We start from the raw sequence: 24,156 nt of genomic DNA, 5'->3' as shown, positions 1-24,156 counted from the left end.
GGAGCTGCCGAAGGCTGCGATCTTTTGATCTTGCTTTTGAGTTGTAAAAGCCAAAGTCAAAAGATCGCAGCCTTCGGCAGCTCCTACAGTGAGTGTGGTTGTGTTTAAGAGTGTGTGGGATAACCAGAACCTTCCCACAAGGTTTTCAGGTTGTCCGTCGGACATGCGCTCTCTAGTCTTGGGTCGTCGCTGAAAACTCGGCGACCGGGTGTGAGAACCTGGAAAAATTAGTGATTCACTCCACGTGTCCGCATAATTGCCGGCGGCTATCCGCTGCCTGCAAATACGTTATGGCGGTTATGTGCGGGCAGACTTCGGTCTGGCCGGTTTCCTATTTTTCCGGTTTCTCACCCCGCACATAGCTGCCACCCACTTCGCCGCGTGAGAAACGGCAAGGGATGGCTCCCATTTGCAAAATAGGGTTTCCAATGACTAAGCCAGTTCCAGATCCACCCATCGATTCCACCACCCCACTCGAAGACGCCATCCGCGCCGAAGATCAGATCAAAACCCGCGAAGCCATAAAACGCGCCCTCGACTTCTACCTCTGCCCCGAACCGGTCAAACCGCGTCAGCCCAGTACGATGTTCCTCATCCATCCGAATATCGACACCGAAAACCTGCTCGCCCATGCCTGCGAATCGCTGGCTTCAGCCAATGTCATGGCCGGTGATCTGGCCGATCAGCTCAGTCGCCCGCAGCGCAGTACGGCGCTGGCGATCCAGCAGATCGTCATGCTTGCCGAGCTGGCGGTGAACCGGGCGCTGGATCGGGTTGATCCGCAGACGTAATCCGTCCGAACAGCATGTCATGGTGCTGCGCGAATAGGCTCGCTTCTACAAGGGGGACCGCATTCCATCAGTAGGTGTGAGCCTGTTCGCGATGGCGATTGTTCTGTGGCTGCAGTCTCTGAAAATATTCGAAAGGTTGATAAGTCCCAAAAAGGGACCTATCGTTCCCTTTTTGGGACTCTTTGGCCTTCACAGTGGAAACGATCTCTCTAAGCGAAGCGCTATTTACCACCACTCAACAAAAAGTGTTGGGTCTGCTGTTTGGTAAGCCTGACCAGACTTTCTATGCAAACGAGATCGTGCGCTGGGCGCGTGTTGGCAAAGGCAGTCTTATGCGTGAACTCGACCGTCTGCAGCGAGCCGGTGTGTTGCGCATGACAAAGGTGGGCAATCAGAACCATTACCAGGCTAATCCCACATGTCCCATCTATGCCGAACTACTGGGCATCGCTCGCAAGACGTTTGGCATAGCCGAGCCTCTGCGTCAGGCATTGCAGCCGTTTACCGAGCAGATCACCTGGGCGTTTATCTATGGCTCCATAGCTAAAGACACAGCAAACACACTCAGTGACATTGATCTCATGCTGATCGGCGAAGGCCTGCACTACAGTGACGTCATGGAACGGCTCATGCCCATGGAGGAACAATTGGGTCGTCCCATCAACCCGACGCTTTACACCCCGCAAGACTGGGCGGCGAAACTGGCTGCGCAAAACAGCTTTGTCTTGCGGGTGGCGCAGCAGGAAAAAATCGATCTTTTAGGGGCAAACCCTTTGGAGTCCAAGGATGGGCAGCAACGAGAGTCTGGAGAATCTTCTACGTAGTGGTGGGCTGAAAGCGGAGCCGCCGGATCGCAAGGAGTGTGAGGGCTTGATGCGCTCGGCCGTGGATCGGCTCCAGGATGCGCAAACTTCTACCTTGTCTTTTTCCAGCCGTTTCGACCTGGCTTATAACGCAGCGCACGCGTTGGCGCTGACAGCGCTCCGATTGAGTGGCTATCGATCGGATAAACGCTATCTGGTCTTTCAATGTCTGGTGCATACGGCGCATATCAGCAAGGTTCAGGTGCGATTGTTCGCGTTGTGTCATGAGCGGCGCAATCTCGCGGAATACGAAGGGTATATGGATGAGGATGACGCACTTTTGGCGCAGTTGTTGGAAAGCGCTTCGCAATTGTTGAGTAACGTCCAGCAACGAATGAACTGACATCCGGCATGGCTTGCGATCCTGATTAATCTCTTAAAGATCCGCCTCTATGAGCTGATACAGCTTGTATGGCTCAGGCCGCGCACGGCCTAAATCTCTCTGGGCCGTCCACTTCGGGAGTGTCTTGAAATGAAGCTGAAAACCGCTGTGCCGTATGTGCTTCTGTTGGTTCCATTCACCGCGTTTGCCGCGCCGGCCAGTCAATCCGGCGAGATCCGTTTCACCGGGCAGATCGTCGATTCCGGTTGTGCGGTGGAGCGTGCCGGGGCGTTGAGTTCCAGTGTGTCCCGGCAGGTCGAAATCAAACCGGGTCTGCAAGTCGATGTGGACACCTATCGCAACGCTTGCAGCCATCAGGTGCTGCCGTTTTCGATGACGTATGAAGCGTTGAAGACGTCGAGCGACAAAGGCATCGTGACCATCACTTACCTGTAAGCCGTTCGGCGTCAGGTGCAAATCTTCAGGTGCTGACTTTGGGCGCACAGGTATACTGCGCGCCTTCGCGGCTCACTCACCGGGCCCGACTTTTTGCTTTGCGGAGCCCCCATGACTTCCCCGACCCAACCGCCGGTTGACGACGCTGTGAGCGATGTCCCGGCCGAACTGGCTGACGCCAGCGAGAGCAAACCCGAGATCCCGGCCTTCAAGTTCCCGTTCAAACCGGGCGAACTGGCCGCAGCCAAAGGCTCGAACCAGCCGTGGTACAAGAACGGCGCCAAGAACGGCCACACCAAGACCCCGGGCATGGCGCCGCCGGGCACCCGTCGTTCGATGGGCAAGCGCTGAGTTTCATCCCGCCTTCAGTCATCGACTGCGATTCTCCGTCGCAGTGATGGCGCGATTCTGAAGATATGGCGGGGCTGGCGGGGGATTTGAGGTTGTTGGCGCGGAAGGTTCGGGATTGATGTCGCCCGGGCCGGCCCCTTCGCGAGCAGGCTCGCTCCCACATTTGAAATGCGATTCATTGTGGGAGCGAGCCTGCTCGCGAAGGGGCCATTCGCCCCGACGAAAATTCCGGATCAAGCCGCCCGCAGAGAGATAAACGCATACGTTTGCGCCGGCTCTGTCACCACTTGCGCCCCAGCCGCCAACAACTGCCCGGCCACGTCATCACCGGACAAATGAAACACCCATTCGCTGGACGCTTCACTCAGCGGCTGCGCAGTAACTTGATCAATCACCGCCGCAAACGCACTCATCTCCGGCAAATACGCGGTAAAGCCATCGCCCTTGAGCGCCGTGGTGCGAATGCCCAGCGCGGCGCAGATCGCATCCTTGGTGCGGATGTCATCGCGATCGGCCTGCCGCGAGCGTTGAATCAATTCAACCAGTTCCTGATCGACCAACGCCCCGCCGGCAATCAGCAGCGGCCCCTGTTGCCACGACTCCGGCGGGCAATCCTTGGCGACTGGGTCGAGCGGGATGTGCGGGTTGATTTCCGCAGGGTAAATCCTGCACACCAGCGGCCGGCGTTCGTAGATGCGGCACAGGTTGTCTTCGTCAAGATTCCGGCAGCGTCCGACGTTGTACGCGGCGAAGGTGATTGCCACGTGGGCATCCGTGTTGCCGCTGCGCACTGCCAGCGAACGCCGTTCGGCGTGCTCACGCTGCTGCGCCGGCAAACCCAGGCCGTTGCCGAGAAAAGCCTCCACCAGCACGATCACCTGCCCGCCATCCGCCGCCCACATACGGGCTTCGGCGAGGGTCAGGGGCACATGGTGGTCGGTGCAGCATTTGCCGCAACCGACGCAGGAAAACGTCGTATTCATGGGGCGATCGGTCTTCAATCAGGGGGTGAATCGGCGACGTAAAGCCGCCAGGCAGAACCGGATCAAAGCAAGTTATGCGCCATTCACTGCGCCTTGGCGCGTGGGCGGATCGAGTCCCATTCGGTGACGAACGCGGTTTTCGACTTTTTGTTGTACAGGCACAACTCGCTGCCTTGCTGGCCTTTCATGTGTTTTTGCGGGTATTGGCCTTGCAACAGCACGGCGGTGTAGCCGACGCGGTCATCGAATTGCGCGGGTGTGCCGACGGGCTTGGCGTCTTTTAGGCCGCTGGCCTTGGTGCAACTGGCGAGCACGGCTTTGTCGTAGGCGGCCCAGGCGTCGGGGCTGGAGGCGTGGGCCTGGGAGGTGAGGGCGGCGAGGCAAAGCAGGCTGGCGGTGAGGGCTTTCATGGTCGGCTTCCTTGGTGGTGTGTGGCCAAGGTTGGAGTGTGCCCGAGAAGGGAAGTTGCCTGTGCCGGCCTCTTCGCGAGCAGGCTCGCTCCCACCGTTTGAAATGCATTCCAGGGTGGGAGCGAGCCTGCTCGCGAAGACGGTCGATCAGTCCGGCACCCGTTCCCGGCGGACCACATACATCCCGGCACTTTCATACAACCGCTGCGCCCGCCGGTTGTCTTCCAGCACCTTCAGATCAACAAACCCTTCACGGCGTTGCTGAAACACCTTGAATGCATTGAGCAACAACGCCCGGCCCAATCCGCGCCCCTGCATGCGCGGATGCACCACCAGATTCTTGATATAGGCGCTGGTCCAGCATTGCGCCACACCGACCACACCTTCTGCATCACGGGCAATTAAACACAGGCTCGGATCGTATTCAGGATCGGTTTCGAACTGCCGCTGCCACACGTCCAGCGCCGGCACTCGGCCGCCACCTTCGCGGTAGCCGAGTTGCATCAAGTCATGCACGTCCGCCGCCAGTTCGACGGAGTACGTGCACAGTTCGATGCCTTGGGGCAAAGGAGCATCGGGTGCGTCCTGACCAAGATCGCGCCGCATCAGGAAGCAATAGCTCTGCGCCAAGACTCAGTGACCGTTGGCCGCGACGTGTTTGGCCGCTTCGATCAGGCGCTGGGTCAGTTCTGGCGAGGAGAACTTGGTCAGCACCGCGTTGGCGCCAGCCAGACGGGCTTTTTCACTGTTCATCGCGCTGTCGAGCGAGGTGTGCAGCAGCACGTAAAGATGGGCGAAGTCCGGGGTTTCGCGCAGGGTGCGGGTGAAGGCGTAGCCGTCCATCTCGGACATTTCGATGTCGGAGACGATCAGGTTGATCTGCTGCGCGGTGCCCTGCAGATCGAGCAGGCAGTCGATGGCTTCCTTGGCACTGCGCGCGGTGTGGCACTGCAGGCCGAGATTGCGCAGGGTGTGCACCGATTGTTGCAGCGCCACCTGGCTGTCGTCGACCACCAGTATGCGTGCGTTGCCGAGCACTTCGGCGTCTTCCATGGTCAGGTCGGTCGGGGCCATTTCGATCTGCGCCGGGGCGATGCTGTGGATGACTTTTTCGATGTCGAGCACCTGCACCAGCGTGCCGTCCACCGAGGTCACGCCGGTGATGTAGGCGCGCGAACCGCCGGAGCCGAACGGCGGCGGCTTGATGTCGGTGGTCAGGCAATGGACGATCTTGCTCACCGCCTGCACGTGCAGACCCTGCTTCGAGCGGCTGACGTCGGTGACGATCAGGCAGCCGCCGTTCGGGTCTTCCAGGGGCCGTTCGCCGATGGCGCGGCTGAGGTCGATAACCGACAGCGAGGCGCCGCGCAGGGTCGCAATGCCTTTAACATGCGGGTGCGACTCGGGCATTTTGGTCAGCGGCGGGCAGGGGATGATTTCACTGACTTTCAGCAGGTTGATCGCCATCAGCTTGCCGCTGCGCAAGGTAAACAGCAGAAGCGAAAGTGAATCTGCGCGGGCTTTGGTGGAAGACATATAAACCTTCTGTGGAAAAAGGTGATGGGCGAGGGTGCAAATCGCCAAAAACTATTGATGCCGGGTTATCGACTTGTCGGGGGCAGGCTTTAGGCTCAATCCCCAATCTCGGCCGAACGGCGGCGAATGCCCTGTGGCGAGGGAGCTTGCTCCCGCTGGAGTGCGAAGCGCTCCCAGTGTCGGTTGCTTGTGCGACTGCTGCGCAGTCGAGCGGGAGCAAGCTCCCTCGCCACAATGGAGGCTTATCTCATTCCAAGGCGTTTAGCCATGCGCCCAAGATTCGCCCGGTCCAGCCCCAACTCCCGGGCCGCGCTCGCCCAATTATCCTGATTACGCTCAAGCGCCGCACTGATCAACTGCCGCTGATATTGCTCGGTCGCACTGCGCAAATCGCCGCTGATCAACGGCATCGCGGGGACCTCGGCAACCGGCTCAACCGAGTTATCCACAACCTCATGCGGCAAATCCAGATCCGCCGCGCTCAAACTGAGAATCTTCGGTCGTACCTTGCAGTTACCCAGCGCTTTCAATGCGCTGCGGCCAATCAAGTGTTCCAGTTCGCGCACATTGCCCGGCCAAGTGTAGGCGAGCAGCGCGTCCTGGGCGTCGCTGCTCAGGCGCAAGCTGTTGAGGCCCATGCGTGAGCGGTTCTGTTCCAGAAAGAAGCCGCTGAGCAGTAACACGTCGCGGCCGCGATCACGCAATGCCGGGACTCGCAGCGGGTACACGCTCAAGCGGTGATAGAAGTCGGCGCGGTAGCGGCCGCTGCGCACTTCTTCGGCCAAATCGCGGTTGGTCGCGGCGATCAGGCGCACGTCGACCTGATGCTCCTTGTCCGAACCCAGTCGCTGCAACTGGCCGCTTTGCAGCACGCGCAACAACTTGGCCTGCACGGTCAGCGACAGCTCGCCGACTTCATCTAGGAACAGCGTGCCGCCGTTGGCCAGTTCGAACTTGCCGCGACGGTCGCTGGTGGCGCCGGTAAAGGCGCCGCGCACGTGGCCGAACAGTTCGCTTTCGACCAGGGTGTCGGGCAGCGCGGCGCAGTTGAGGCTGATGATCGGTTTGTCGGCGCGCGGGGAGGCGGCGTGGATCGCCTGCGCCACCAGTTCCTTGCCGACCCCGGTTTCGCCGGTGATCAGCACGGTCAGGTCGCTGCCGCCGACCAGATTGATTTCCTCCACCAGCCGCTTGTGCGCCTTGCTCTGGCCGATCATTTCGCGCTGCTGCTGACCGCTGGCCTGGCGATAGACCTCGGCGCGCTGGTGTTCGTCTTCGGCACGCAGCGCCAGGCGTTCGATGCGCTCGGCGGCGTTGACCGTGGCTGAGGCGAGGCTGGCGAAGGCTTGCAGGGCGTCGAGTTCGATCGGTTCGAAACGCTCCGGGTCGAGGGCGTCGAGGGTGATCAGGCCCCAGAGTTGTTCATCGACGAACAGCGGGCAACCGAGGCAATCGTGCACTTCGAGGTGATCGCCGTGGCCGTCGACCAGCCCGTCATACGGGTCGGGCAAGTCGCTGTCGGCGGCGAACCGGGTCGGCCCGGCGCCCTCCAGCAGGATGGTGAAACGTGGGTGTTCGCTGACCTTGAAGCGCCGGCCGAGGGTGTCGGTGCTCAAACCGTCCACCGCCAGCGGCACCAGCCATTCGCCGTCCAGGCGCAGCAGCGCGGCGGCGTCGCACGGCAGTAGGGCGCGCATGGCTTCGAGCAGGCGCCGGTAGCGCTCGCCTTCGGGCAGTTCACGGGACAGGTCGGAGACCAGTGGCAGTAAAGCGGTGAGCAGGGATTTGGCAGTCATGGTCTTGTAGTCAAAGAGACACGGTGTAGTCGATGTGACTATAAATCCGTCTAGGTCTAAATGACTACTTAAAATACAACTAGTTGATTTATATGGATAAAAAACATGGCACGAAAACTGATATGCCTAGGGTAATTCTCAAGAAAGCTCAGGAGTCACTCTTATGCTCAGCGTCCAGGATCGTGCCATCGTCAAATCCACCGTGCCTTTGCTGGAAAGCGGCGGTGAAGCGCTGATAACGCACTTCTACCGCATGATGCTCTCCGAATACCCTGAGGTGCGCCCGCTGTTCAACCAGGCGCACCAGGCCAGTGGCGACCAGCCGCGTGCCTTGGCCAATGGCGTGCTGATGTACGCCCGGCACATCGACCAGCTCGATCAGTTGGGCGATCTGGTGGCGAAAATCATCAACAAGCACGTCGCCCTGCAGATCCTGCCGGAGCATTACCCGATCGTCGGCACCTGCCTGCTGCGCGCCATCTCCGAAGTGCTTGGCGACGAGATCGCCACCCCTGAAGTGATGAGCGCGTGGGGCGCCGCTTACGGCCAACTGGCCGAGATCCTGATCGGCGCCGAAGCGGCGATCTACGACCAGAAAGAACAAGCCGTTGGCGGCTGGCGCGGGGCGCGGGAGTTCATCGTGGTGGACAAGGTCGAGGAGAGCGCGGAAATCATTTCGTTCTACTTCGAACCTGCGGACAAGGGGCCGATCCTCGCCGCCGAGCCGGGCCAGTACATCGGCATGAAGCTGATCCTCGACGGCGAAGAAGTCCGCCGCAACTATTCGCTGTCTGCACTGGCCAATAAAGGTCAGTACCGGATCAGCGTCAAACGTGAACCGGGTGGTCGCGCCTCCAACCACCTGCACGATCAACTGCACGTCGGCGCGAGCATTCAGCTGTTCCCGCCATCGGGCGAGTTCACCCTGACCGCCAGCGACAAACCGCTGGTGCTGATCAGTGGCGGTGTCGGCATCACGCCGACCCTGGCGATGCTCGAAGCGGCGCTGCAGACCGAGCGCCCGGTGCACTTTATCCACTGCGCGCGTAACGGCAGCGTGCACGCGTTCCGCGACTGGATCGACGGACTGGCGGCGCGTCATCCGCAGCTCAAGCGCTTTTATTGCTATGCCGAAGACGACGGCGTGAGCCCGGCGGCGGACAAGGTCGGCCTGCTGGATCAGGCCCTGCTTGGCGAATGGTTGCCGGCGCAACGGGATGTCGACGCTTACTTCCTCGGGCCGAAAGGTTTCATGGGGGCGATCAAGCGCCATCTGAAAGCGCTGGGCGTGCCGGAGCAGCAGAGCCGGTATGAGTTCTTCGGGCCGGCTGCGGCTTTGGAGTGATCTGATACCGGGTTGTGTTCATTCGCGAGCAGGCTCGCTCCCACAGGATTTGTGTTCGCCGCAGGTCCAATGTGGGAGCGAGCCTGCTCGCGAAGGCCGTTACACGGTCTGGATTCTTAAAAAGTGTTTAAAGGTTAATCGTTTCTTAACCGGTTTATCGTTTATTCCCCGATGCTGATGATAGGCGCTCGTTCGTTTAACTGATCAGGATCGCCCCATGTCGCACATCATCTTCTCCCCTCGTTTGAGCCTGGCAACCCTAGGCCTGTCGGCCGCGTTGCTGGCCAGTCCGTTTGCCTCGGCCGAATCGGCGTTGATTACACCGCAGAGCCTGATCGTCGATCAGAGCCTGCCCAAGGCGCAGCAACAGGCGATGGAGTTGGCGGCGCGGCGTTACGGCAGTTTCTGGAACAGTGGGGAAGAGGCTCTGGCCACGGCAGCCTTGTCGCCGCAGTTTGTCGACAAGACCCCGCCAGAAGGTCGGGTGCAGGGGCCGACTGGACCCTTGCTGGCGTCGAAGTTCTTTCGCACGGCAGTGCCGGACCTGAGTTGCGAGATCGAGCAAATGATCATCGCCGGTGACCGCGTGGTGGTGCATCTGCACTTTCGCGGGCACTTCAGTGGCACGTTCAAGGCTCTCAAAGGGCAGGGCCAGCGTGTAGACTTCCGGGCAACCGATATCTATCAGATCGACAACGGTCGCATCGCGGCCAATTGGCATATCGAAGACAACATCAGCCTGATGGCGCAACTGCAAGCGCAGCCGCCGGCCAGCTGAACCATGGACATACAAGGGAAACGCGATGAGCGAGGAAACGATTCGACTGGGACGTGAGCGGCGCTTTCTGGTGCTGCTGGGCATCATCTGCCTGGCGCTGATTGGTGGCGCGCTGTACATGCAGATCGTGCTGGGCGAGGCGCCATGCCCGCTGTGCATTCTGCAGCGTTACGCATTGCTGCTGATCGCGCTGTTCGCCTTCATTGGCGCGGCCATGCGCACGCGACGCAGCATCACCGTGTTCGAAGTGCTGGTGGTGATCTGCGCGATTGCCGGTGCGGGTGTCGCCGGGCATCACGTCTACACCCAGTTCTATCCGGCGGTGAGCTGCGGCATCGACGTGTTGCAGCCGATTGTCGACGACCTGCCGCTGGCGAAGATCTTCCCGCTGGGCTTCCAGGTCGACGGTTTCTGCTCGACGCCGTACCCGCCGATCCTCGGCCTGTCGCTGGCGCAATGGGCACTGGTGGCCTTCGTGCTGGTGGTGATCCTGGTGCCGCTGCTGACCTCGCGTAACCGAAAAGCACTGCGCTGAATCAACTCTTCGGCGATTTGGCCGATACAGAAAACGCCCCGATTTGCGGATCAGCCGATCGAGGCGTTTTGCATTTCAGAGTGATTGTGAAATCACCGTGACGAACGGCAATGGAGCGTGCGACAGGTGTGCGACATGTTGTCACACACGACATGTCGCAGGGCATGGCGCCGAGCCGGAATGGCGTAATGTTACAAAAAAGGATTGGTCTGTTCAGGCATTTTTCTGGTTTTGCACGCGTGTGCCAGATCAGACAGTTTTAACAGGTGTCGGTAGATGGCCAGAGGCCTTTGAATATCGGGCTTTGCGCCGATTCGGCTCTGTGAAAAAGCCTTCAGAGCTGTCTGAACTGAGGTGGATAGGCCTACATTTTTTGGTGTTTTTGTTGAGAATTGATTTCGATAACATGCGGAACTTTTGCAAAAACGGTGATGGATTGTTGCTCTGAGCGATAAAAATTATTTCGGGATAAGACATGGTGTATAGGGCGCTACCTATCTACAATCGCCCGCATTGAATTCCCGGCACTGTTCAACCTTTATTAAGGAACTGGACAGGAAGTCGGGTGTCGAGCAGGCCGAAAGGCTTTTGAGACACCCAGGTGTCGGTGCCTTCCAACTTTCCGCACCAAATGGAATTGGTCTGTAACAAGGCCTTTGACCACGAATTCGAATAAGAACTGACCGCTGTCCCAAGGTTTTGTCGAGCGTCTGACGCGCGACGGGCGGCCCTTATTCAATCCAAAGAAAATGCCAACCCTTGGCAGGGTGAAGTGTTGGCGATCAAAACCCAACTGCATTGCGCAAGCTGCTTTAGAGGTCGTGAGATGAGTAAAAACAGGTACCCCAGATTACTAGGCCTAGTGCCGCTGCTCGGCACGTTGTTGCTGGGAGGCTGCAACATGACCCTGCTCAATCCAACGGGCCAGGTCGGCCTGGAACAGCGCAACCTGATCATCACCGCCACACTGCTGATGCTGTTGGTCGTTGTGCCGGTTATCGTCATGACCTTCCTGTTCGCCTGGAAATACCGCGCCTCCAACAAGGACGCCGTCTACACCCCGAAATGGTCGCACTCGACCAAAATCGAAGTGGCGGTCTGGACCATTCCGGTCCTGATCATCATCGCCCTGGGTTACATCACCTACATTTCGACCCACAAGCTGGACCCGTATCGTCCGATTGAATCCGACGTCAAGCCGGTGACCATCGAAGTCGTTGCGCTGGACTGGAAGTGGCTGTTCATCTACCCGGAACAAGGCATTGCCACGGTCAACAAGATCGTGTTCCCGGCGCACACCCCGGTCAACTTCCGGATCACTTCGGACGCCGTGATGAACTCGTTCTTCATCCCGGGCCTGGGCGGCCAGATCTACGCGATGGCGGGCATGACCACCAAGCTGCACCTGATCGCTGACCGCAACGCTGAAATGGACGGTATCTCCGCCAACTACAGCGGCGCTGGTTTCACCGGTATGAAATTCAAAGCGATCGCAACTTCTCAGGAAGATTTCGACGCCTGGGTAAGTGAAGTCAAAAAGGCACCTAAACAGCTTGAACAAGCTGAATACGCAGCCCTTGCCAAGCCAAGCCAGAACAATCCAGTCGAGCTCTACTCCTCGGTCACGCCGAACCTGTTCCAGACCATCGTCGACAAGTACGAAGGCATGAAACCGGGCAAGCCGCTGAAGCACGAGAAGAAAGAGAAAGAAGTGGCGGCAACGGACATGGACTCGAATTCGCATTCAGCTGCCGGGGCAGAGGAGTAAACGATGTTTGGTAAATTAAGTTGGGAAGCGATCCCTTTCCACGAGCCGATTGTCATGGTGACCATCTCCATGATCGCGCTCGGTGGTCTGGCGTTGTTCGCTGCAATCACCTACTTCAAGAAGTGGACCTACTTGTGGACCGAGTGGCTGACGTCGGTCGACCACAAGAAAATCGGCGTGATGTACATCATCGTTGCCATGGTCATGCTGCTGCGTGGCTTTGCCGACGCCATCATGATGCGTACCCAGCTGGCCATGGCCACCGAGGGTTCGCCTGGCTACCTGCCGCCTGAACACTATGACCAGATCTTCACCGCTCACGGTGTGATCATGATCATCTTCATGGCGATGCCATTCTTCACCGGCCTGATGAACCTTGCAGTGCCGCTGCAGATCGGCGCGCGTGACGTTGCCTTCCCGTTCCTGAACTCCCTGAGTTTCTGGCTGCTGGTGTCCGGCGTTGTCCTGATCAACCTGTCCCTGGGCGTCGGCGAATTCGCCAAGACCGGTTGGGTTGCGTATCCACCGCTGTCGGGTCTGCAATACAGCCCTGGCGTGGGGATGGACTACTACATCTGGGCGCTACAGCTATCCGGGTTAGGTACGACGCTGACGGGGGTCAACTTCCTGGCCACCGTGCTGAAAATGCGTACCCCTGGCATGAAACTGATGGACATGCCGATCTTCACCTGGACCTGCACCTGGGCAAACGTTCTGATCGTGGCTTCGTTCCCGATCCTGACCGCTACCCTGGCACTGCTGACCCTTGACCGTTACATGGATTTCCACATTTTCACCAATGAACTTGGTGGCAATCCAATGATGTACGTCAACCTGTTCTGGGCCTGGGGCCACCCTGAGGTTTACATCCTGATCCTGCCGGCCTTCGGCATCTTCTCGGAAGTGATCTCGGCGTTCACCGGCAAGAAACTGTTCGGCCACCACTCGATGATCTACGCTTCGGGCGCGATCTCGGTACTGGGCTTCATGGTATGGCTGCACCACTTCTTCACCATGGGTTCGGGTGCCAGCGTCAACGCCTTCTTCGGTCTGGCGACGATGCTGATTTCCATCCCGACGGGTGTGAAACTGTTCAACTGGCTGTTCACCATCTACCAGGGCCGTCTGCGCTTCACCAGCCAGGTTCTGTGGACCCTGGGCTTCATGGTGACCTTCGCCATCGGCGGCATGACCGGCGTACTGCTGGCCATCCCGGGTGCTGACTTCGTTCTGCACAACAGCCTGTTCGTGATCGCGCACTTCCACAACGTGATCATCGGCGGCGCGGTATTCGGCTACATCGCAGGTTTCGGCTTCTACTTCCCGAAAGCGTTCGGCTTCAAGCTGCACGAAGGCTGGGGTAAAGCAGCGTTCTGGTTCTGGATCTCGGGCTTCTTCGTCGCGTTCATGCCGCTCTATGCACTGGGCTTCATGGGCATGACCCGTCGTCTGAACGCCACCACCAACCCTGAGTGGGTACCGTACCTGTACGTTGCCATGTTCGGTGCGGTGATGATCGCTGTCGGTATCGCCTGCCAACTGATCCAGCTGTACGTCAGTGTGCGTGACCGCAACAAGCCAGAGAACATGTGCGAACACGGTGACCCGTGGAATGCCCACACTCTGGAATGGTCGACCTCGTCGCCACCTCCGTTCTACAACTTCGCTGTGCTGCCGAAGGCTGACTGCATCGACCCGTTCACCGAAGCCAAGGAAAACGGTACCGCGTACCAGGCTCCGGCCAAGTACGAGCCGATCCACATGCCGAACAACACCGCCACTGGCGTGGTGATGGGCGCACTGCTGACCGTCTTCGGTTTCGCGATGATCTGGCACATCTGGTGGTTGGCGATCGCCAGCCTGGCCGGCACTGTCATCTACTTCGTGATCCACGCCGCTCGTGACGACCAGGGCTATATGGTTCCGGTTGAAACGATCGAACGCATCGAAGCCGAGCAGCACAAGCGTCTGGTCGCGGCAGGGAAAATCCCGGCCAATGCCACCCGTGTAACCTCGTTGGAACAGGCTTAAACCATGTCGAACTTAGTGACCAATGTTGGACACGCCCATGGTGACCATGGGCACGATGACCATCACCACGACTCGGGCGAGATGACCGTATACGGTTTCTGGCTCTACCTGATGACCGACTGCATTCTGTTTGCGTCGATCTTCGCGGTGTACGCAGTACTGGTAAACAACGTCGCCGGTGGCCCGTCGGGCCACGACATCTTCGAACTGCCATACGTGCTGGGCGAAACCGCTCTGCTGTTGTTCAGTTCGATCACCTACGGCTTCGCCATGCTGGCGTTGTACAAGGGTAAAAAGCAGCAGGTCCTGGGCTGGTTGTTCATGACCTTCCTGCTCGGCGCAGGCTTCATCGCCATGGAGATCAACGAGTTCCACCTGCTGATCTCCGAGGGCTTCGGTCCTAGCCGTTCGGGCTTCCTGTCGGCGTTCTTCACCCTGGTCGGTACCCACGGTCTGCACGTATCCGCGGGTCTGATCTGGATGGGCATCATGATGTACCAGGTCAACAAGCACGGCCTGACGGCGACCAACAAGACCCGTCTGAGCTGCCTGAGCCTGTTCTGGCACTTCCTGGACGTGGTGTGGATCTGCGTATTCACCGTTGTTTACCTGATGGGGACTCTGTAATGGCTAATGCACACTCCCATGACAGCCATGATGCTGGCCACGGCAGCGTAAAGTCGTACGCCATTGGCTTCATCCTGTCGGTGATCCTGACTGCCATCCCGTTCGGCCTGGTGATGTTTCCGACATTGCCGAAGTCGACCACGCTGGCAATCGTCCTGCTGTTCGCGGTAATCCAGGTGATCGTTCACCTGTACTACTTCCTGCACCTGGACCGTTCGATTGCACAACGTAACAACGTGATCGCGTTTGTCTTTACGGCCATCGTGATCCTGCTGCTGGTTGGCCTGTCGCTGTGGATCATGTTCAGCATCCACACGTACATGATGGCGAAGTGAGGTAGACCCGATGTCGCTCAAGCACTTTATCCAAATCACCAAACCGGGGATCATTTTCGGTAACGTGCTTTCTGTGGCAGGCGGGTTCTTCCTGGCCTCGAAAGGGCATGTAGATCTGGCGGTGTTCCTGGCCGCCATGATCGGCACTTCCCTGGTCGTGGCCTCCGGTTGCGTGTTCAACAACTGCATCGACCGCGACATCGACCTGAAGATGGAACGCACCAAGAACCGGGTGCTGGTGCAGGGCTTGATCTCCCTGAAACTGGCCCTGGTCTACGCGACCATCCTGGGTGTTCTCGGCGTTGCCTTGTTGTACAAGGTGGCCAACCCGTTGGCCGCCCTGTTCGCGGTAATCGGCTTCATCATCTACGTCGGCTTCTACAGCCTGTACCTCAAGCGCAAGTCGGTTCACGGCACGCTGGTGGGCAGTCTGTCGGGCGCCATGCCGCCAGTGATCGGTTACGTTGCCGTAACCAACAGCTTCGACATGGCCGCACTGACCCTGCTGGTGATGTTCAGCCTGTGGCAGATGCCGCATTCCTACGCCATCGCGATCTTCCGCTTCAACGACTACCTGGCCGCATCGATTCCGGTGTTGCCAGTCAAGCGCGGAATCGAAGTGGCCAAGAAGCACATCCTGCTCTACATCCTGGCGTTCCTCGTGGCGACCCTGATGCTGACCTTCAGCGGCTACGCCGGTATGAGCTACCTCGCCGTTGCCGCGGCCATGGGCATGTACTGGTTGTACATGGCCTGGACCGGCTACAAGGCGGTGGATGACACGGTCTGGGCACGCAAGCTGTTCGTGTTCTCGATCTTCACCATCACCGCCCTGAGCGTCATGATGTCTCTGGACTTCAAGGTGCCGGCCGAGTTGCTGCTGACGTACGCGCCGTAAGGCTGTAAGGCTTCAAGAAAAACCCCGCACATTGAGAGATGTGCGGGGTTTTTTGTTGAGCGGACGTTTATCAAGGGTCGAATTTGTTGATAGTCTGTCTATGGGCAAGTTGCCTATAGTTTGTTCATGCGAACCGTATTTTTTGAAACCACAATATTTACCGCGAGCGTTGGTCGTTATCTGACGGACGATGAGTATCGGGAGTTGCAGAATTATCTGCAGTGCAATTCAGTGGCGGGCGACGTAATACCGCGGACTGGTGGCTTCCGAAAATTACGTTGGTCTGATGCCCGACGAGGCAAAGGGCGACGAGGTGGCTTGCGGGTCATCTACTATTGGCTTATGAATGATCGTCAGTTTTGGATGTTTGCGATTTATGACAAAGATGAGCTTGAAAATCTGTCAGCCGAGCAAGAGAAGGCGCTCAAAAAAGCCATTGAAATAGAGTTGAAAAAACGAGGTACCCCATGAAAAAGCGCGACCTGTTTGCGGAATTGATGCAGGGCGTTGAAGAGATGGCCGCCCATCGCGAAGGTAAAATCACGTTGCGCAATACGGTCGTCGAGGACAAGCCGGTTCCCGAGGTTGGTGCACAGGAGATCGTTGCACTGCGTGAAAAATTACACATGTCACAGGCGGTATTTGCAAAGCGAATCAGGACCAGCCCGAGTACATTGAGAAATTGGGAGCAGGAGAAGTCAAAACCCAATGCTCAGGCGGCACTGTTGATCCGCTTGGTGGAGAAATTCCCTGATATGGTTGAGCGATTAGGCGCTGTCTAGATTATTCGTTGATATACGTCCTCAAGCCCCGCGATTCGAGAGAGTCGTGGGGCTAGTCGTTCAGGACGACAGGTTGCGGTATGGTCGCGAACCTTCTAGATTTGGATCCAACCTTCAGTGATAGCGCCATGCCATTCCCTCGGCGCTCAACTGTTCTACTCCGCGAAATTTCACGCATCGATTCAGAGGCTGGGCGAAATGACTGAGAGGATGACCTGCGACGAGCGCTTCATTGCCCTGGCACAAGAGCTGAATTACGACATCTATGGCGAGAACACTGCCGGCGGCAATTACGCGCCGCTGATCCGTCATCGCGATGAGTTGTACATCAGCGGCATGGTGCCGAGGGTCAATGGCCGGATTCTGTATCCCGGCCGCGTCGGTCTGGAGTTGACCCTCAAGGATGCCCAAGCCGCCGCCAGCATCAGCGCCATGCGTTGCCTGGCGCTGATCGTCGATGCGGTGGGGTCGCTGGACAAGATCCGGGCGTTGTTGCGGGTCACGGTGTATGTGAAGTCCACCCCGGACTTCGTTGACCTGAGTGAAGTGGCCAACGGTGCATCGGACGTGTTTAGTCATGTGCTCGGCGACGCCGGCCGGCACACCCGCACCACGGTCGGTGTGTACCAGTTGCCGAAGAACGCGGCGCTTGAAGTCGACATGATCGCGGCGGTGCACCCGGAAGCCTGACCCCTGCGCCGCCCAACAAAAAGCCCCGACTGAACCTCAGAGCGGGGCTTTTTCGTCTGCGCCGGATTTACTGCGCGGCGATGCTGTAGCCATCGAACGCGGTCTGCTGTTGCAGGGCGGTGATGATGTTCTTGCGGTTGATCGCGTGTTCGGTGCCGGCGTTGTCGAGGAAGGTTTCGCCCTTCAGCTCGGCTTCTTCGCCTTCACCGACGAAGGTGAAACCGAGGAACTCCAGCGCTTCGCGGTCAACGCTCAAGCGCGAACGTGGAGTGCGCAGCGGCAGGGTCACACTGGCGCCGTCCTTGCTGATGGTGAAGATTTCGAGTTCTTTCTTCTTGGCGGCCTTGCTCTTGCCGCCACTCGGGTTGCTGATCGCCTGATGGGTCTGGTTCAGCACTTTGAGGGCCAGGCCGTAGACGATTTCCTGAAACGCCGGATCGTCCTTGAAGCTGGACAGGATGCGGCCGATCGAGAACTTGCTGCTCAGGTCTTCGAGGGCGGCGATGTCGGCGGCTTCGGCGTCCTTCAGGCGCTTGAGTTCGCCCATCAGCTCGTAGGCCTTGTCGTCATCGAAGCTGTCATGCGCCTGACGAATCGCCGCGCGCAGCTCGCGGATCTGGTCGCTTTCGCGGGTCGACTGGAAAGCGTCCAGGACCATCTCGCTGATGATTTTGGCTTGTGGAAGGTGTTGTGAAAGATTGATGGAGTTTTCGTATTCCGCTTTGGACGATTCGGTGACTACGGATTCAGCGGTGTTGAAATCGGACATTGAAATTTCACTACTTTTTTAACTTGAGTGGAGATGAGAAAGCGCGAGGTCTTTTTCAGGCCGGTTAATTTAGGGGAGCGGGGCGGTGTTGTCACGGAACAACAGGCCGGCGGTGCGGATTATTTGACCGGGGTGTGCGAATTCATCGAGCGCATCATCCACTGTTCAGCGGTTTGCTGATCGGTCGGCAGCGAGAAGCGAAAAGTCGCGCCGCGCCCCGCGACATCCAGCAACTGAATCTCGCGCCCGTGCAGTTGCAGAATGCGGTGCACGATGCGCAGGCCCAATCCACCGTCGCGCCGCGCGCCGCCGATATTGAACGGCCGCAGGAACAGACCTTCGCGCAACTCCGGGGCGATGCCCGGACCGGTGTCGCTGACCGTCACTTCCACCAAGGCGCCACGCGGCTTCAAATCCAGCGCAATCTCGCCGCCCTGAGGGGTATGGCGCAAGGCGTTGTCCACCAGGTTGGTCAGCACCCGTTCGATCAGCCCGAGGTCGGCGCAGACCGTCGGCAGGTTCGGCACGAAACTGGCCTTGAGTTCGACGTGGCGTGCTTCAGCGGCCAGTTCGAATTTCTGGAAAATGTCCTGCAGCAGATCGATCAGGGAGAAGCGCTCCAGCACCGGCTGCACGAAACCGTGTTCCAGGCGCACCAGTTCCAGCAGCGATTGCGCCAGTCCGCCAACCTTGCGGCTTTGATCCAGGGCGATGCCCAGATAACGCCGGCGCTCTTCGGCGGTGAGCGTGGCGTCCTTCAGCGACAGGGTTTCCAGATACCCGTGCAGCGAGGCCAGCGGCGTGCGCAGGTCGTGGGAGATGTTCGCCACCAGCTCTCGACGTTCCTGATCCTGCCGGGTCAGCGAGCGCCACTGTTCACCGAGACGGGTCTGCATCTGCCGGAAGGCGGCGTCGAGCACGGCGATTTCATCCGGGTCAGCGCTTTTATCCACAGCGGTGAACGGGGCCGGCAGCGCTTGCGGCGCGCCGTCGATATCGAAGCGGCTGACGGTCTCGGTCAACCGGCGTAAGGGCCGGGTGATCAGGTTGAATGCGGTGAGACCGGCAATCAGGCACAACAGCGCGACCAGCCCGATCGACAGCAATGCCGTGTTCAGCGCGGCGCTGGTGGCACCGCGTTCGGCGAAGCGATCGTGTTCTTCACTGAGCAGCACCACGTACAGGTAGCCGGCCGGCTGGCCGTTGACCCGCAACGGCGCGGCACTGAACACCTTGCGCCCGTCGGCACTGCGCGGGTCATCGCCGAGGATCGGCAGCGGCTGGTCATTGAGCAGCCGGCGGATCGGCGCCAGATCGACCGTCTCCCGGCGCAGATGTCCCTCCGGCGCCGCGTTGCCGACAATCCGCCCCTCAGTGTCGAGCAGGTAAACCTCGACGCTCGGGTTGACCAGCATCAGCTTGCTGAACAACTCGCGCACGGCACCGGGCATCAGGCCATTGCTGTCCATCAGCACCGTGTCATGGGCGATGTGTTGCGCCAGGTCCCGCGACAAGCCTTGCACCACTTCCAGTTCATGCATCTTGCTCGAGCGCACCTGCAGCCATGCCGAGGTGCCGCAGCACACCAGCAGCAACACGGCGAACACCAGCGACAGGCGCTGCGACAGGGTCAGTTTCATGGTTGTTCCGTGCCGAATTTATAGCCACGACCCCACACGGTGAGGATGCGGGTCGGTTGCGCCGGATCGCGTTCGATCTTCGCCCGCAGGCGATTGATGTGGGTGTTGACCGTGTGCTCGTAACCTTCGTGGCTGTAGCCCCACACCGCGTTGAGCAGGTCCATGCGCGAGAACACCTTGCCCGGCTGGCGGGCGAAAAAATACAGCAGGTCGAACTCCCTCGGGGTGAGGTCCAGGCGGGCGCCATTGAGGGTGACGTCGCGGGTAATCGGGTCGATGTTCAGGCCATCGAGGCTGAGGCTGCCGGCGTCCATCTTCAGGTTGCGTGCCATGGCGTCGACCCGGCGCAGCAAGGCTTTGACCCGAGCCACCAGTTCCAGCATCGAGAACGGTTTGGCCAGGTAGTCGTCGGCCCCCAGCTCCAGACCGAGGATGCGGTGCAGTTCGCTGGAGCGCGCGCTGGTGATGATGATCGGTGTGTAGCGCGCCATCGCCCGGGCACGGCGACAGATTTCCAGGCCGTCGACGCCCGGCAGCATCAGGTCGAGGATCAGCGCATCCCATTGCCCTTGCTGCAACAGGCGCATGCCTTCATCGCCGTCGGCGCTGTGCACGACGTCGTAATGCTCATCGCGCAGGTGCAGGCAAATCAGGTCGGCGATGTGTTGATCATCCTCGACCACGAGGATGCGTCTGGTCGGTTCCATCAAGCTCAGTCCTTCGGCGCAGTGAACGCATTGTGCGGCTTTTCCCCGCGGCGAGTTATCACGAATTCGTTAACTTCCCGTGAGGATTTGGCGATCAACCCAAGCCTAGGCTGTGTTCCATGACAGGCACCTGGAATTTTTGGAGACGGCCATGTTTTCACGGCGACAGATTCTCGTAGCGAGCGGCGGGCTGGGGCTTGCAGCCCTGGTGGTGGGTGTATTGCCAAAATTGTCCCCGGGCACCGCGCTGATTGATCAGGCGCAGGCCGATGAGGTGTTTGAGGTCTCCCACAGCGACAGCGAATGGCACGCGCGGCTCTCCGACGAGCAGTTCGCCATCCTGCGTGAAGAAGGCACCGAACGCGCCTATACCAGCCCGCTTAACGACGAGCATCGCAACGGCACTTTCGCTTGCGCGGGCTGTGACCTGGCGCTGTTTTCATCGGCGACCAAATTCGACAGCCGCACCGGCTGGCCGAGTTTCTGGGCGCCGCTGGAGCATGTGGTGGCGACGCGACAGGACCGCTCCTTCGGCATGGCCCGCAATGAAGTCCACTGTCGACGTTGCGGCGGGCACCTAGGGCATGTCTTCAACGACGGCCCGAAACCCACTGGCCTGCGCTATTGCATGAATGGCCTGGCAATGACCTTCAAACCCGTGGCGGCATGAGCCATGACACGTATTCGCTCTTCACTTTCTACAGGACGACACCATGTGGCTCTTGGTTCTCGCTTATCTGGGCGGTGTGCTGACAATCGTCAGTCCGTGCATCCTGCCTGTTCTGCCTTTTGTCTTCGCTCGCACCGGGCAGCCGTTTATCAAGAGTGGCTTGCCGCTCTTGGCCGGGATGGCGCTGACCTTCGCCCTCGTCGCCACGCTGGCAGCGGTGGGCGGCGGTTGGGTGGTGCAAGTCAATCAGTACGGTCGCTGGCTCGCGTTGCTGTTCGTTGCACTGTTCGGGCTGACGCTGCTGCTGCCGCGCCTCGCCGAGCGCCTGACCCGGCCACTGGTGTCGGCCGGCAGTCGCCTGTCCGAGGCCGCCGGGCAGGACAATCGTCCGCGTCCCGGCGCCTCGTTTCTGATCGGCGTCGCCACGGGGCTGCTCTGGGCGCCGTGCGCCGGACCCATTCTCGGCTTGATTCTGACCGGAGCCGCGCTGCAAGGAGCAAGCATCGCCACCACGCTGTTGTTGCTCGCCTACGCGGCGGGCGCCGCGACTTCGCTGGCGGCGGCACTGCTGCTGGGCGGTAAGGTATTTGCGCTGATGAAGCGCTCGATCGGCACCGGTGAATGGATCCGGCGCGGGTTGGGCGCGGCGATGCTCGCGGGTGTCGCGGCGATTGCGCTGGGCCTCGACACCGGGCTGCTGGCACGGCTGTCGACGGCATCCACTGGCGGGATTGAACAAGCGCTGGTCGGCCAGCTGTCCGGCAAGTCTCCGTCGGGTAACGCAACGATGATGGCGCAGATTCCTGCGGTGGGCGTTGCGATGAAAGTCGCCGACAAGGCCCCGGGAACACTGCCGATCGAAGGCCAGTTGCCGCCGCTCAATGGCGCCGTGCACTGGCTCAACTCGCCACCGCTGGACGTCCAGGCACTCAAGGGCAAAGTGGTGCTGGTGGATTTCTGGACCTACTCCTGCATCAACTGCCTGCGCACGCTGCCGTACGTCAAAGCCTGGGCCGAGAAGTATCGCGATCAAGGCCTGGTGGTGATTGGCGTGCACGCCCCGGAATTCGCCTTCGAGCGCGATGTGGGCAACGTCACCAAAGCCATGAAAGAGCTGGGCATCAACTACCCGGTGGCGATTGATAACGACTACAAGATCTGGCGCGCTTTCAACAACGAATACTGGCCGGCGCATTACTTTGCCGACGCCCAGGGACGCATTCGCTACCACCATTTTGGCGAAGGCGACTACGCCGAATCGGAGCGGGTCATCCAGCAGTTACTGCGTGAAGCCGGGTCGAAAACCGTGGCCGACGGCTTGATCAACGCCGATGCCAATGGTGTGCAACAGGCGCCGGACATGCATCAGGTGCTGTCGCCGGAAACCTACGTCGGCTACCAACGCGCGGAACATTTCGTACCGGAAACCGGCCTGGTGCCTGACAAGGTCGCGACCTATATCCCACCGAGCAACCTGAACTTGAATGACTGGAGCCTCGGCGGCCAATGGGCCGTCGGTGGCGAGCGCGCCACCGCCAGCGCGCCGGCCAGTCGCATCGTCTACCGCTTCCACGCCCGCGATCTGCATCTGGTGCTGGGCCCGGGCGCGGATGGCAAACCGGTGCGTTTCAACGTGTCGATTGACGGGCAGGCGCCGGGTGACGCCCACGGTGTGGATGTCGCCCCGGATGGCAGCGGTCGCGTGACCGAACAGCGCCTGTACCAGTTGGTGCGGCAAACCGATGCGGTGAAGGATCGCACCTTCACCATCGAATTTCTTGACCCGGGCGTATCGGCCTACGCCTTCACCTTCGGCTGAGCGGGAGTGCGCAACATGAAAACTCAAAACAACTGGCGACGCGGATTGTTGGGCGTCGCGATGGCCGGCGTGATCGGTCAGTGCTCGGCGTTTTCTTTCGGGGCTGAAGACGCGGCGGTCATTGCGCCGCCGACCCTTGATGAAACCACCCAGGCGCACAGTGAAACTGCCGTGTTCGCCGGTGGTTGTTTCTGGGGTGTACAAGGCGTTTTCCAACACGTCAAAGGCGTGCAGAAAGCCGTCTCCGGTTACGCCGGCGGCGCGGCGAACACGGCGGAATACGAGCGGGTCAGTGAAGGCGACACCGGTCATGCCGAGTCGGTGCAAGTCACCTTCGACCCGACGCAAGTCAGCTACGGCAGCCTGTTGCAGATCTACTTCTCGGTGGCCCACAACCCGACCGAACTCAACCGCCAGGGCCCCGACAGCGGCACGCAATACCGCTCGGCGTTGTTCCCGGTCAACGCCGACCAGCAACGCGTGGCCCAGGCCTACATCGCCCAACTCGACGCAGCGCATGCCTACAGCCAACCGATCGTCACCAAACTGGAAACCTACAACGGCTTCTACCCGGCGGAGGACTACCACCAGGACTTCCTCACCGAACATCCGACCTATCCGTACATCGTGATCAACGACATGCCGAAGGTCGCGCAGTTGAAGCAGTTGTTTGCGCAGCGTTATCAGGAGAAGCCGGTGTTGGTGAAGGACGGCTCCTGATTCATTGTGCGGTCAATCCCGGGCGTTGCGCCTGAAGCAAGCGCAGCAACCGGTAGTACTTCAGCGAACGAGCGCCTATCAACCCACAGACGAAACCTGACATTGCAGCTTTGAACTGCAGCATATCCGGAGCAGAGGCTTGCTCCGGATGCACGTCATCCTGATAGCCAAAGTAGTAATTCACGGCAAAAAACAGCAGGTACAACATCAGCACTTTCCATGTGCCGGGCAAGATCAGTCCTGTTTGCGAATCATCAAGCGTCACGTATTGCGCCGAAAACATTAGCCATGCCGTAACGCCGCCCAGCAAGAGGGCGCCGATCCAGCAACTGAGGGACAGGGCTGGGTCAAGCGTCAGATTTATTGAAAAGAGAGACCAGGCTATCAACGCTGGCGGTGTGACCAGCATTGCTAAACGGCTCTTGGGGCTGGGCGTGCGAGCCTTGATCCCGAAATAAACGAGTACCAGGAAAACCGCATAAACCCACAGTGGGGTGTTTTGCAGAGTGATTAGCATCAATGGGCGTCCGTGCT

The 24,156-nt window shown here is 59.5% G+C and carries 28 protein-coding genes; 19 read left to right on the top strand and 9 right to left on the bottom strand.

Going from position 1 to position 24,156, the window contains the following annotated elements; translation table 11 throughout:
- The first annotated feature begins 428 nt into the window (after positions 1-428).
- From HBN98_RS08920 to HBN98_RS08900, 5 genes are all read left to right on the top strand, one after another.
- Positions 429-791, top strand: a complete 363-nt coding sequence (locus tag HBN98_RS08920; RefSeq protein WP_083367970.1) for a DUF6124 family protein — start codon at positions 429-431, stop codon at positions 789-791.
- Between the two features lie 194 nt (positions 792-985).
- Entirely contained in the window at positions 986-1,615 is a 630-nt protein-coding gene (locus tag HBN98_RS08915; RefSeq protein ID WP_083369402.1) for a nucleotidyltransferase domain-containing protein, read from the top strand.
- Positions 1,578-1,997: a hypothetical protein gene (locus HBN98_RS08910; protein WP_064589105.1), complete on the top strand. Its 420-nt coding sequence runs from the start codon at positions 1,578-1,580 to the stop codon at positions 1,995-1,997. Before HBN98_RS08915 ends, HBN98_RS08910 begins: the two co-directional genes overlap by 38 nt.
- A 129-nt stretch (positions 1,998-2,126) precedes the next feature.
- Positions 2,127-2,432: a hypothetical protein gene (locus HBN98_RS08905; RefSeq protein ID WP_083367971.1), complete on the top strand. Its 306-nt coding sequence runs from the start codon at positions 2,127-2,129 to the stop codon at positions 2,430-2,432.
- Positions 2,433-2,543: 111 nt separating this feature from the next.
- Positions 2,544-2,783 (top strand): hypothetical protein, encoded by a 240-nt coding sequence (locus tag HBN98_RS08900; RefSeq protein ID WP_064589103.1) that lies wholly within the window; start codon positions 2,544-2,546, stop codon positions 2,781-2,783.
- Positions 2,784-3,016: 233 nt separating this feature from the next.
- Here the strand turns inward: HBN98_RS08900 and HBN98_RS08895 are convergent, their stop codons facing one another.
- The 5 genes from HBN98_RS08895 to norR all read right to left on the bottom strand — a co-directional run bounded on the left by HBN98_RS08895 (position 3,017) and on the right by norR (position 7,508).
- Entirely contained in the window at positions 3,017-3,766 is a 750-nt protein-coding gene (locus tag HBN98_RS08895; RefSeq protein ID WP_083367972.1) for a YkgJ family cysteine cluster protein, read from the bottom strand.
- Between the two features lie 83 nt (positions 3,767-3,849).
- Positions 3,850-4,176 (bottom strand): hypothetical protein, encoded by a 327-nt coding sequence (locus HBN98_RS08890; protein WP_083367973.1) that lies wholly within the window; start codon positions 4,174-4,176, stop codon positions 3,850-3,852.
- Positions 4,177-4,323: 147 nt separating this feature from the next.
- Entirely contained in the window at positions 4,324-4,782 is a 459-nt protein-coding gene (locus tag HBN98_RS08885; RefSeq protein WP_083367974.1) for a GNAT family N-acetyltransferase, read from the bottom strand.
- 27 nt (positions 4,783-4,809) lie between these two features.
- A complete protein-coding gene (locus HBN98_RS08880) occupies positions 4,810-5,712 on the bottom strand; it encodes a chemotaxis protein CheV (protein ID WP_064589100.1) in 903 nt (300 codons plus the stop codon).
- Positions 5,713-5,954: 242 nt separating this feature from the next.
- Positions 5,955-7,508 (bottom strand): nitric oxide reductase transcriptional regulator NorR, encoded by a 1,554-nt coding sequence (gene norR / locus HBN98_RS08875; RefSeq protein WP_083367975.1) that lies wholly within the window; start codon positions 7,506-7,508, stop codon positions 5,955-5,957.
- A gap of 163 nt (positions 7,509-7,671) precedes the next feature.
- Here norR and hmpA point away from each other — a divergent pair, with 163 nt between their 5' ends.
- The 11 genes from hmpA (at position 7,672) to HBN98_RS08820 (ending at position 17,297) form a co-directional block, all read left to right on the top strand.
- Complete coding sequence (gene hmpA, locus HBN98_RS08870) at positions 7,672-8,853, top strand: NO-inducible flavohemoprotein (protein ID WP_064589098.1); 1,182 nt, start codon at positions 7,672-7,674, stop codon at positions 8,851-8,853.
- A 217-nt stretch (positions 8,854-9,070) separates the two neighbouring features.
- The gene (locus tag HBN98_RS08865) at positions 9,071-9,631 is read left to right on the top strand and encodes an ester cyclase (protein ID WP_083367976.1); all 561 of its coding nucleotides are present in this window, start codon (positions 9,071-9,073) and stop codon (positions 9,629-9,631) included.
- A gap of 25 nt (positions 9,632-9,656) precedes the next feature.
- Positions 9,657-10,166: a disulfide bond formation protein B gene (locus HBN98_RS08860; protein ID WP_025109264.1), complete on the top strand. Its 510-nt coding sequence runs from the start codon at positions 9,657-9,659 to the stop codon at positions 10,164-10,166.
- An 826-nt stretch (positions 10,167-10,992) separates the two neighbouring features.
- On the top strand, positions 10,993-11,934 hold the full coding sequence (gene cyoA, locus HBN98_RS08855) for a ubiquinol oxidase subunit II (RefSeq protein WP_027612162.1): 942 nt from the start codon (positions 10,993-10,995) through the stop codon (positions 11,932-11,934).
- A gap of 3 nt (positions 11,935-11,937) precedes the next feature.
- A complete protein-coding gene (cyoB, locus tag HBN98_RS08850; RefSeq protein ID WP_007968380.1) occupies positions 11,938-13,965 on the top strand; it encodes a cytochrome o ubiquinol oxidase subunit I in 2,028 nt (675 codons plus the stop codon).
- Positions 13,966-13,968: 3 nt separating this feature from the next.
- Complete coding sequence (cyoC, locus tag HBN98_RS08845) at positions 13,969-14,592, top strand: cytochrome o ubiquinol oxidase subunit III (protein ID WP_003227982.1); 624 nt, start codon at positions 13,969-13,971, stop codon at positions 14,590-14,592.
- Positions 14,592-14,927, top strand: a complete 336-nt coding sequence (gene cyoD / locus HBN98_RS08840; RefSeq protein ID WP_003227981.1) for a cytochrome o ubiquinol oxidase subunit IV — start codon at positions 14,592-14,594, stop codon at positions 14,925-14,927. Before cyoC ends, cyoD begins: the two co-directional genes overlap by 1 nt.
- Positions 14,928-14,937: 10 nt before the next feature.
- On the top strand, positions 14,938-15,825 hold the full coding sequence (gene cyoE, locus HBN98_RS08835) for a heme o synthase (protein ID WP_003227980.1): 888 nt from the start codon (positions 14,938-14,940) through the stop codon (positions 15,823-15,825).
- Between the two features lie 126 nt (positions 15,826-15,951).
- Positions 15,952-16,296 carry a hypothetical protein gene (locus HBN98_RS08830; RefSeq protein ID WP_064589096.1) on the top strand — a complete coding sequence of 115 codons (345 nt, stop codon included), beginning with the start codon at positions 15,952-15,954 and terminating at the stop codon, positions 16,294-16,296.
- A complete protein-coding gene (locus tag HBN98_RS08825; RefSeq protein ID WP_047599259.1) occupies positions 16,293-16,607 on the top strand; it encodes a helix-turn-helix domain-containing protein in 315 nt (104 codons plus the stop codon). The genes HBN98_RS08830 and HBN98_RS08825 overlap by 4 nt, the downstream gene beginning before the upstream one ends.
- Before the next feature lie 198 nt (positions 16,608-16,805).
- Positions 16,806-17,297 (top strand): RidA family protein, encoded by a 492-nt coding sequence (locus HBN98_RS08820; protein ID WP_083367977.1) that lies wholly within the window; start codon positions 16,806-16,808, stop codon positions 17,295-17,297.
- 67 nt (positions 17,298-17,364) lie between these two features.
- Here the strand turns inward: HBN98_RS08820 and HBN98_RS08815 are convergent, their stop codons facing one another.
- The 3 genes from HBN98_RS08815 to HBN98_RS08805 all read right to left on the bottom strand — a co-directional run bounded on the left by HBN98_RS08815 (position 17,365) and on the right by HBN98_RS08805 (position 20,413).
- On the bottom strand, positions 17,365-18,066 hold the full coding sequence (locus tag HBN98_RS08815) for a hypothetical protein (RefSeq protein WP_083367978.1): 702 nt from the start codon (positions 18,064-18,066) through the stop codon (positions 17,365-17,367).
- Between the two features lie 119 nt (positions 18,067-18,185).
- Entirely contained in the window at positions 18,186-19,706 is a 1,521-nt protein-coding gene (locus tag HBN98_RS08810) for a sensor histidine kinase (protein WP_083367979.1), read from the bottom strand.
- Complete coding sequence (locus HBN98_RS08805) at positions 19,703-20,413, bottom strand: response regulator transcription factor (RefSeq protein ID WP_064589092.1); 711 nt, start codon at positions 20,411-20,413, stop codon at positions 19,703-19,705. Before HBN98_RS08805 ends, HBN98_RS08810 begins: the two co-directional genes overlap by 4 nt.
- Positions 20,414-20,564: 151 nt before the next feature.
- Here HBN98_RS08805 and msrB point away from each other — a divergent pair, with 151 nt between their 5' ends.
- Genes msrB through msrA form a run of 3 tightly spaced genes read left to right on the top strand, consistent with a single transcriptional unit; the run spans position 20,565 to position 23,622 of the window.
- On the top strand, positions 20,565-21,083 hold the full coding sequence (gene msrB, locus HBN98_RS08800; protein ID WP_083367980.1) for a peptide-methionine (R)-S-oxide reductase MsrB: 519 nt from the start codon (positions 20,565-20,567) through the stop codon (positions 21,081-21,083).
- A 43-nt stretch (positions 21,084-21,126) separates the two neighbouring features.
- Positions 21,127-22,902 carry a cytochrome c biogenesis protein DipZ gene (locus HBN98_RS08795; protein WP_083367981.1) on the top strand — a complete coding sequence of 592 codons (1,776 nt, stop codon included), beginning with the start codon at positions 21,127-21,129 and terminating at the stop codon, positions 22,900-22,902.
- A 15-nt stretch (positions 22,903-22,917) separates the two neighbouring features.
- Positions 22,918-23,622 carry a peptide-methionine (S)-S-oxide reductase MsrA gene (msrA, locus tag HBN98_RS08790; protein WP_083367982.1) on the top strand — a complete coding sequence of 235 codons (705 nt, stop codon included), beginning with the start codon at positions 22,918-22,920 and terminating at the stop codon, positions 23,620-23,622.
- 1 nt (position 23,623) lies between these two features.
- Here msrA and HBN98_RS08785 read toward each other — a convergent pair whose 3' ends face one another.
- Positions 23,624-24,142 (bottom strand): hypothetical protein, encoded by a 519-nt coding sequence (locus tag HBN98_RS08785; RefSeq protein ID WP_373292971.1) that lies wholly within the window; start codon positions 24,140-24,142, stop codon positions 23,624-23,626.
- Positions 24,143-24,156: the final 14 nt, after the last annotated feature.

This window comes from Pseudomonas koreensis (genome assembly GCF_012986595.1).
Taxonomy (GTDB): Bacteria; Pseudomonadota; Gammaproteobacteria; order Pseudomonadales; family Pseudomonadaceae; genus Aquipseudomonas; species Aquipseudomonas koreensis.
The sequence above is the reverse complement of the archived record's forward strand: the minus strand, read 5'-3'. Positions and strand labels throughout refer to the sequence as shown.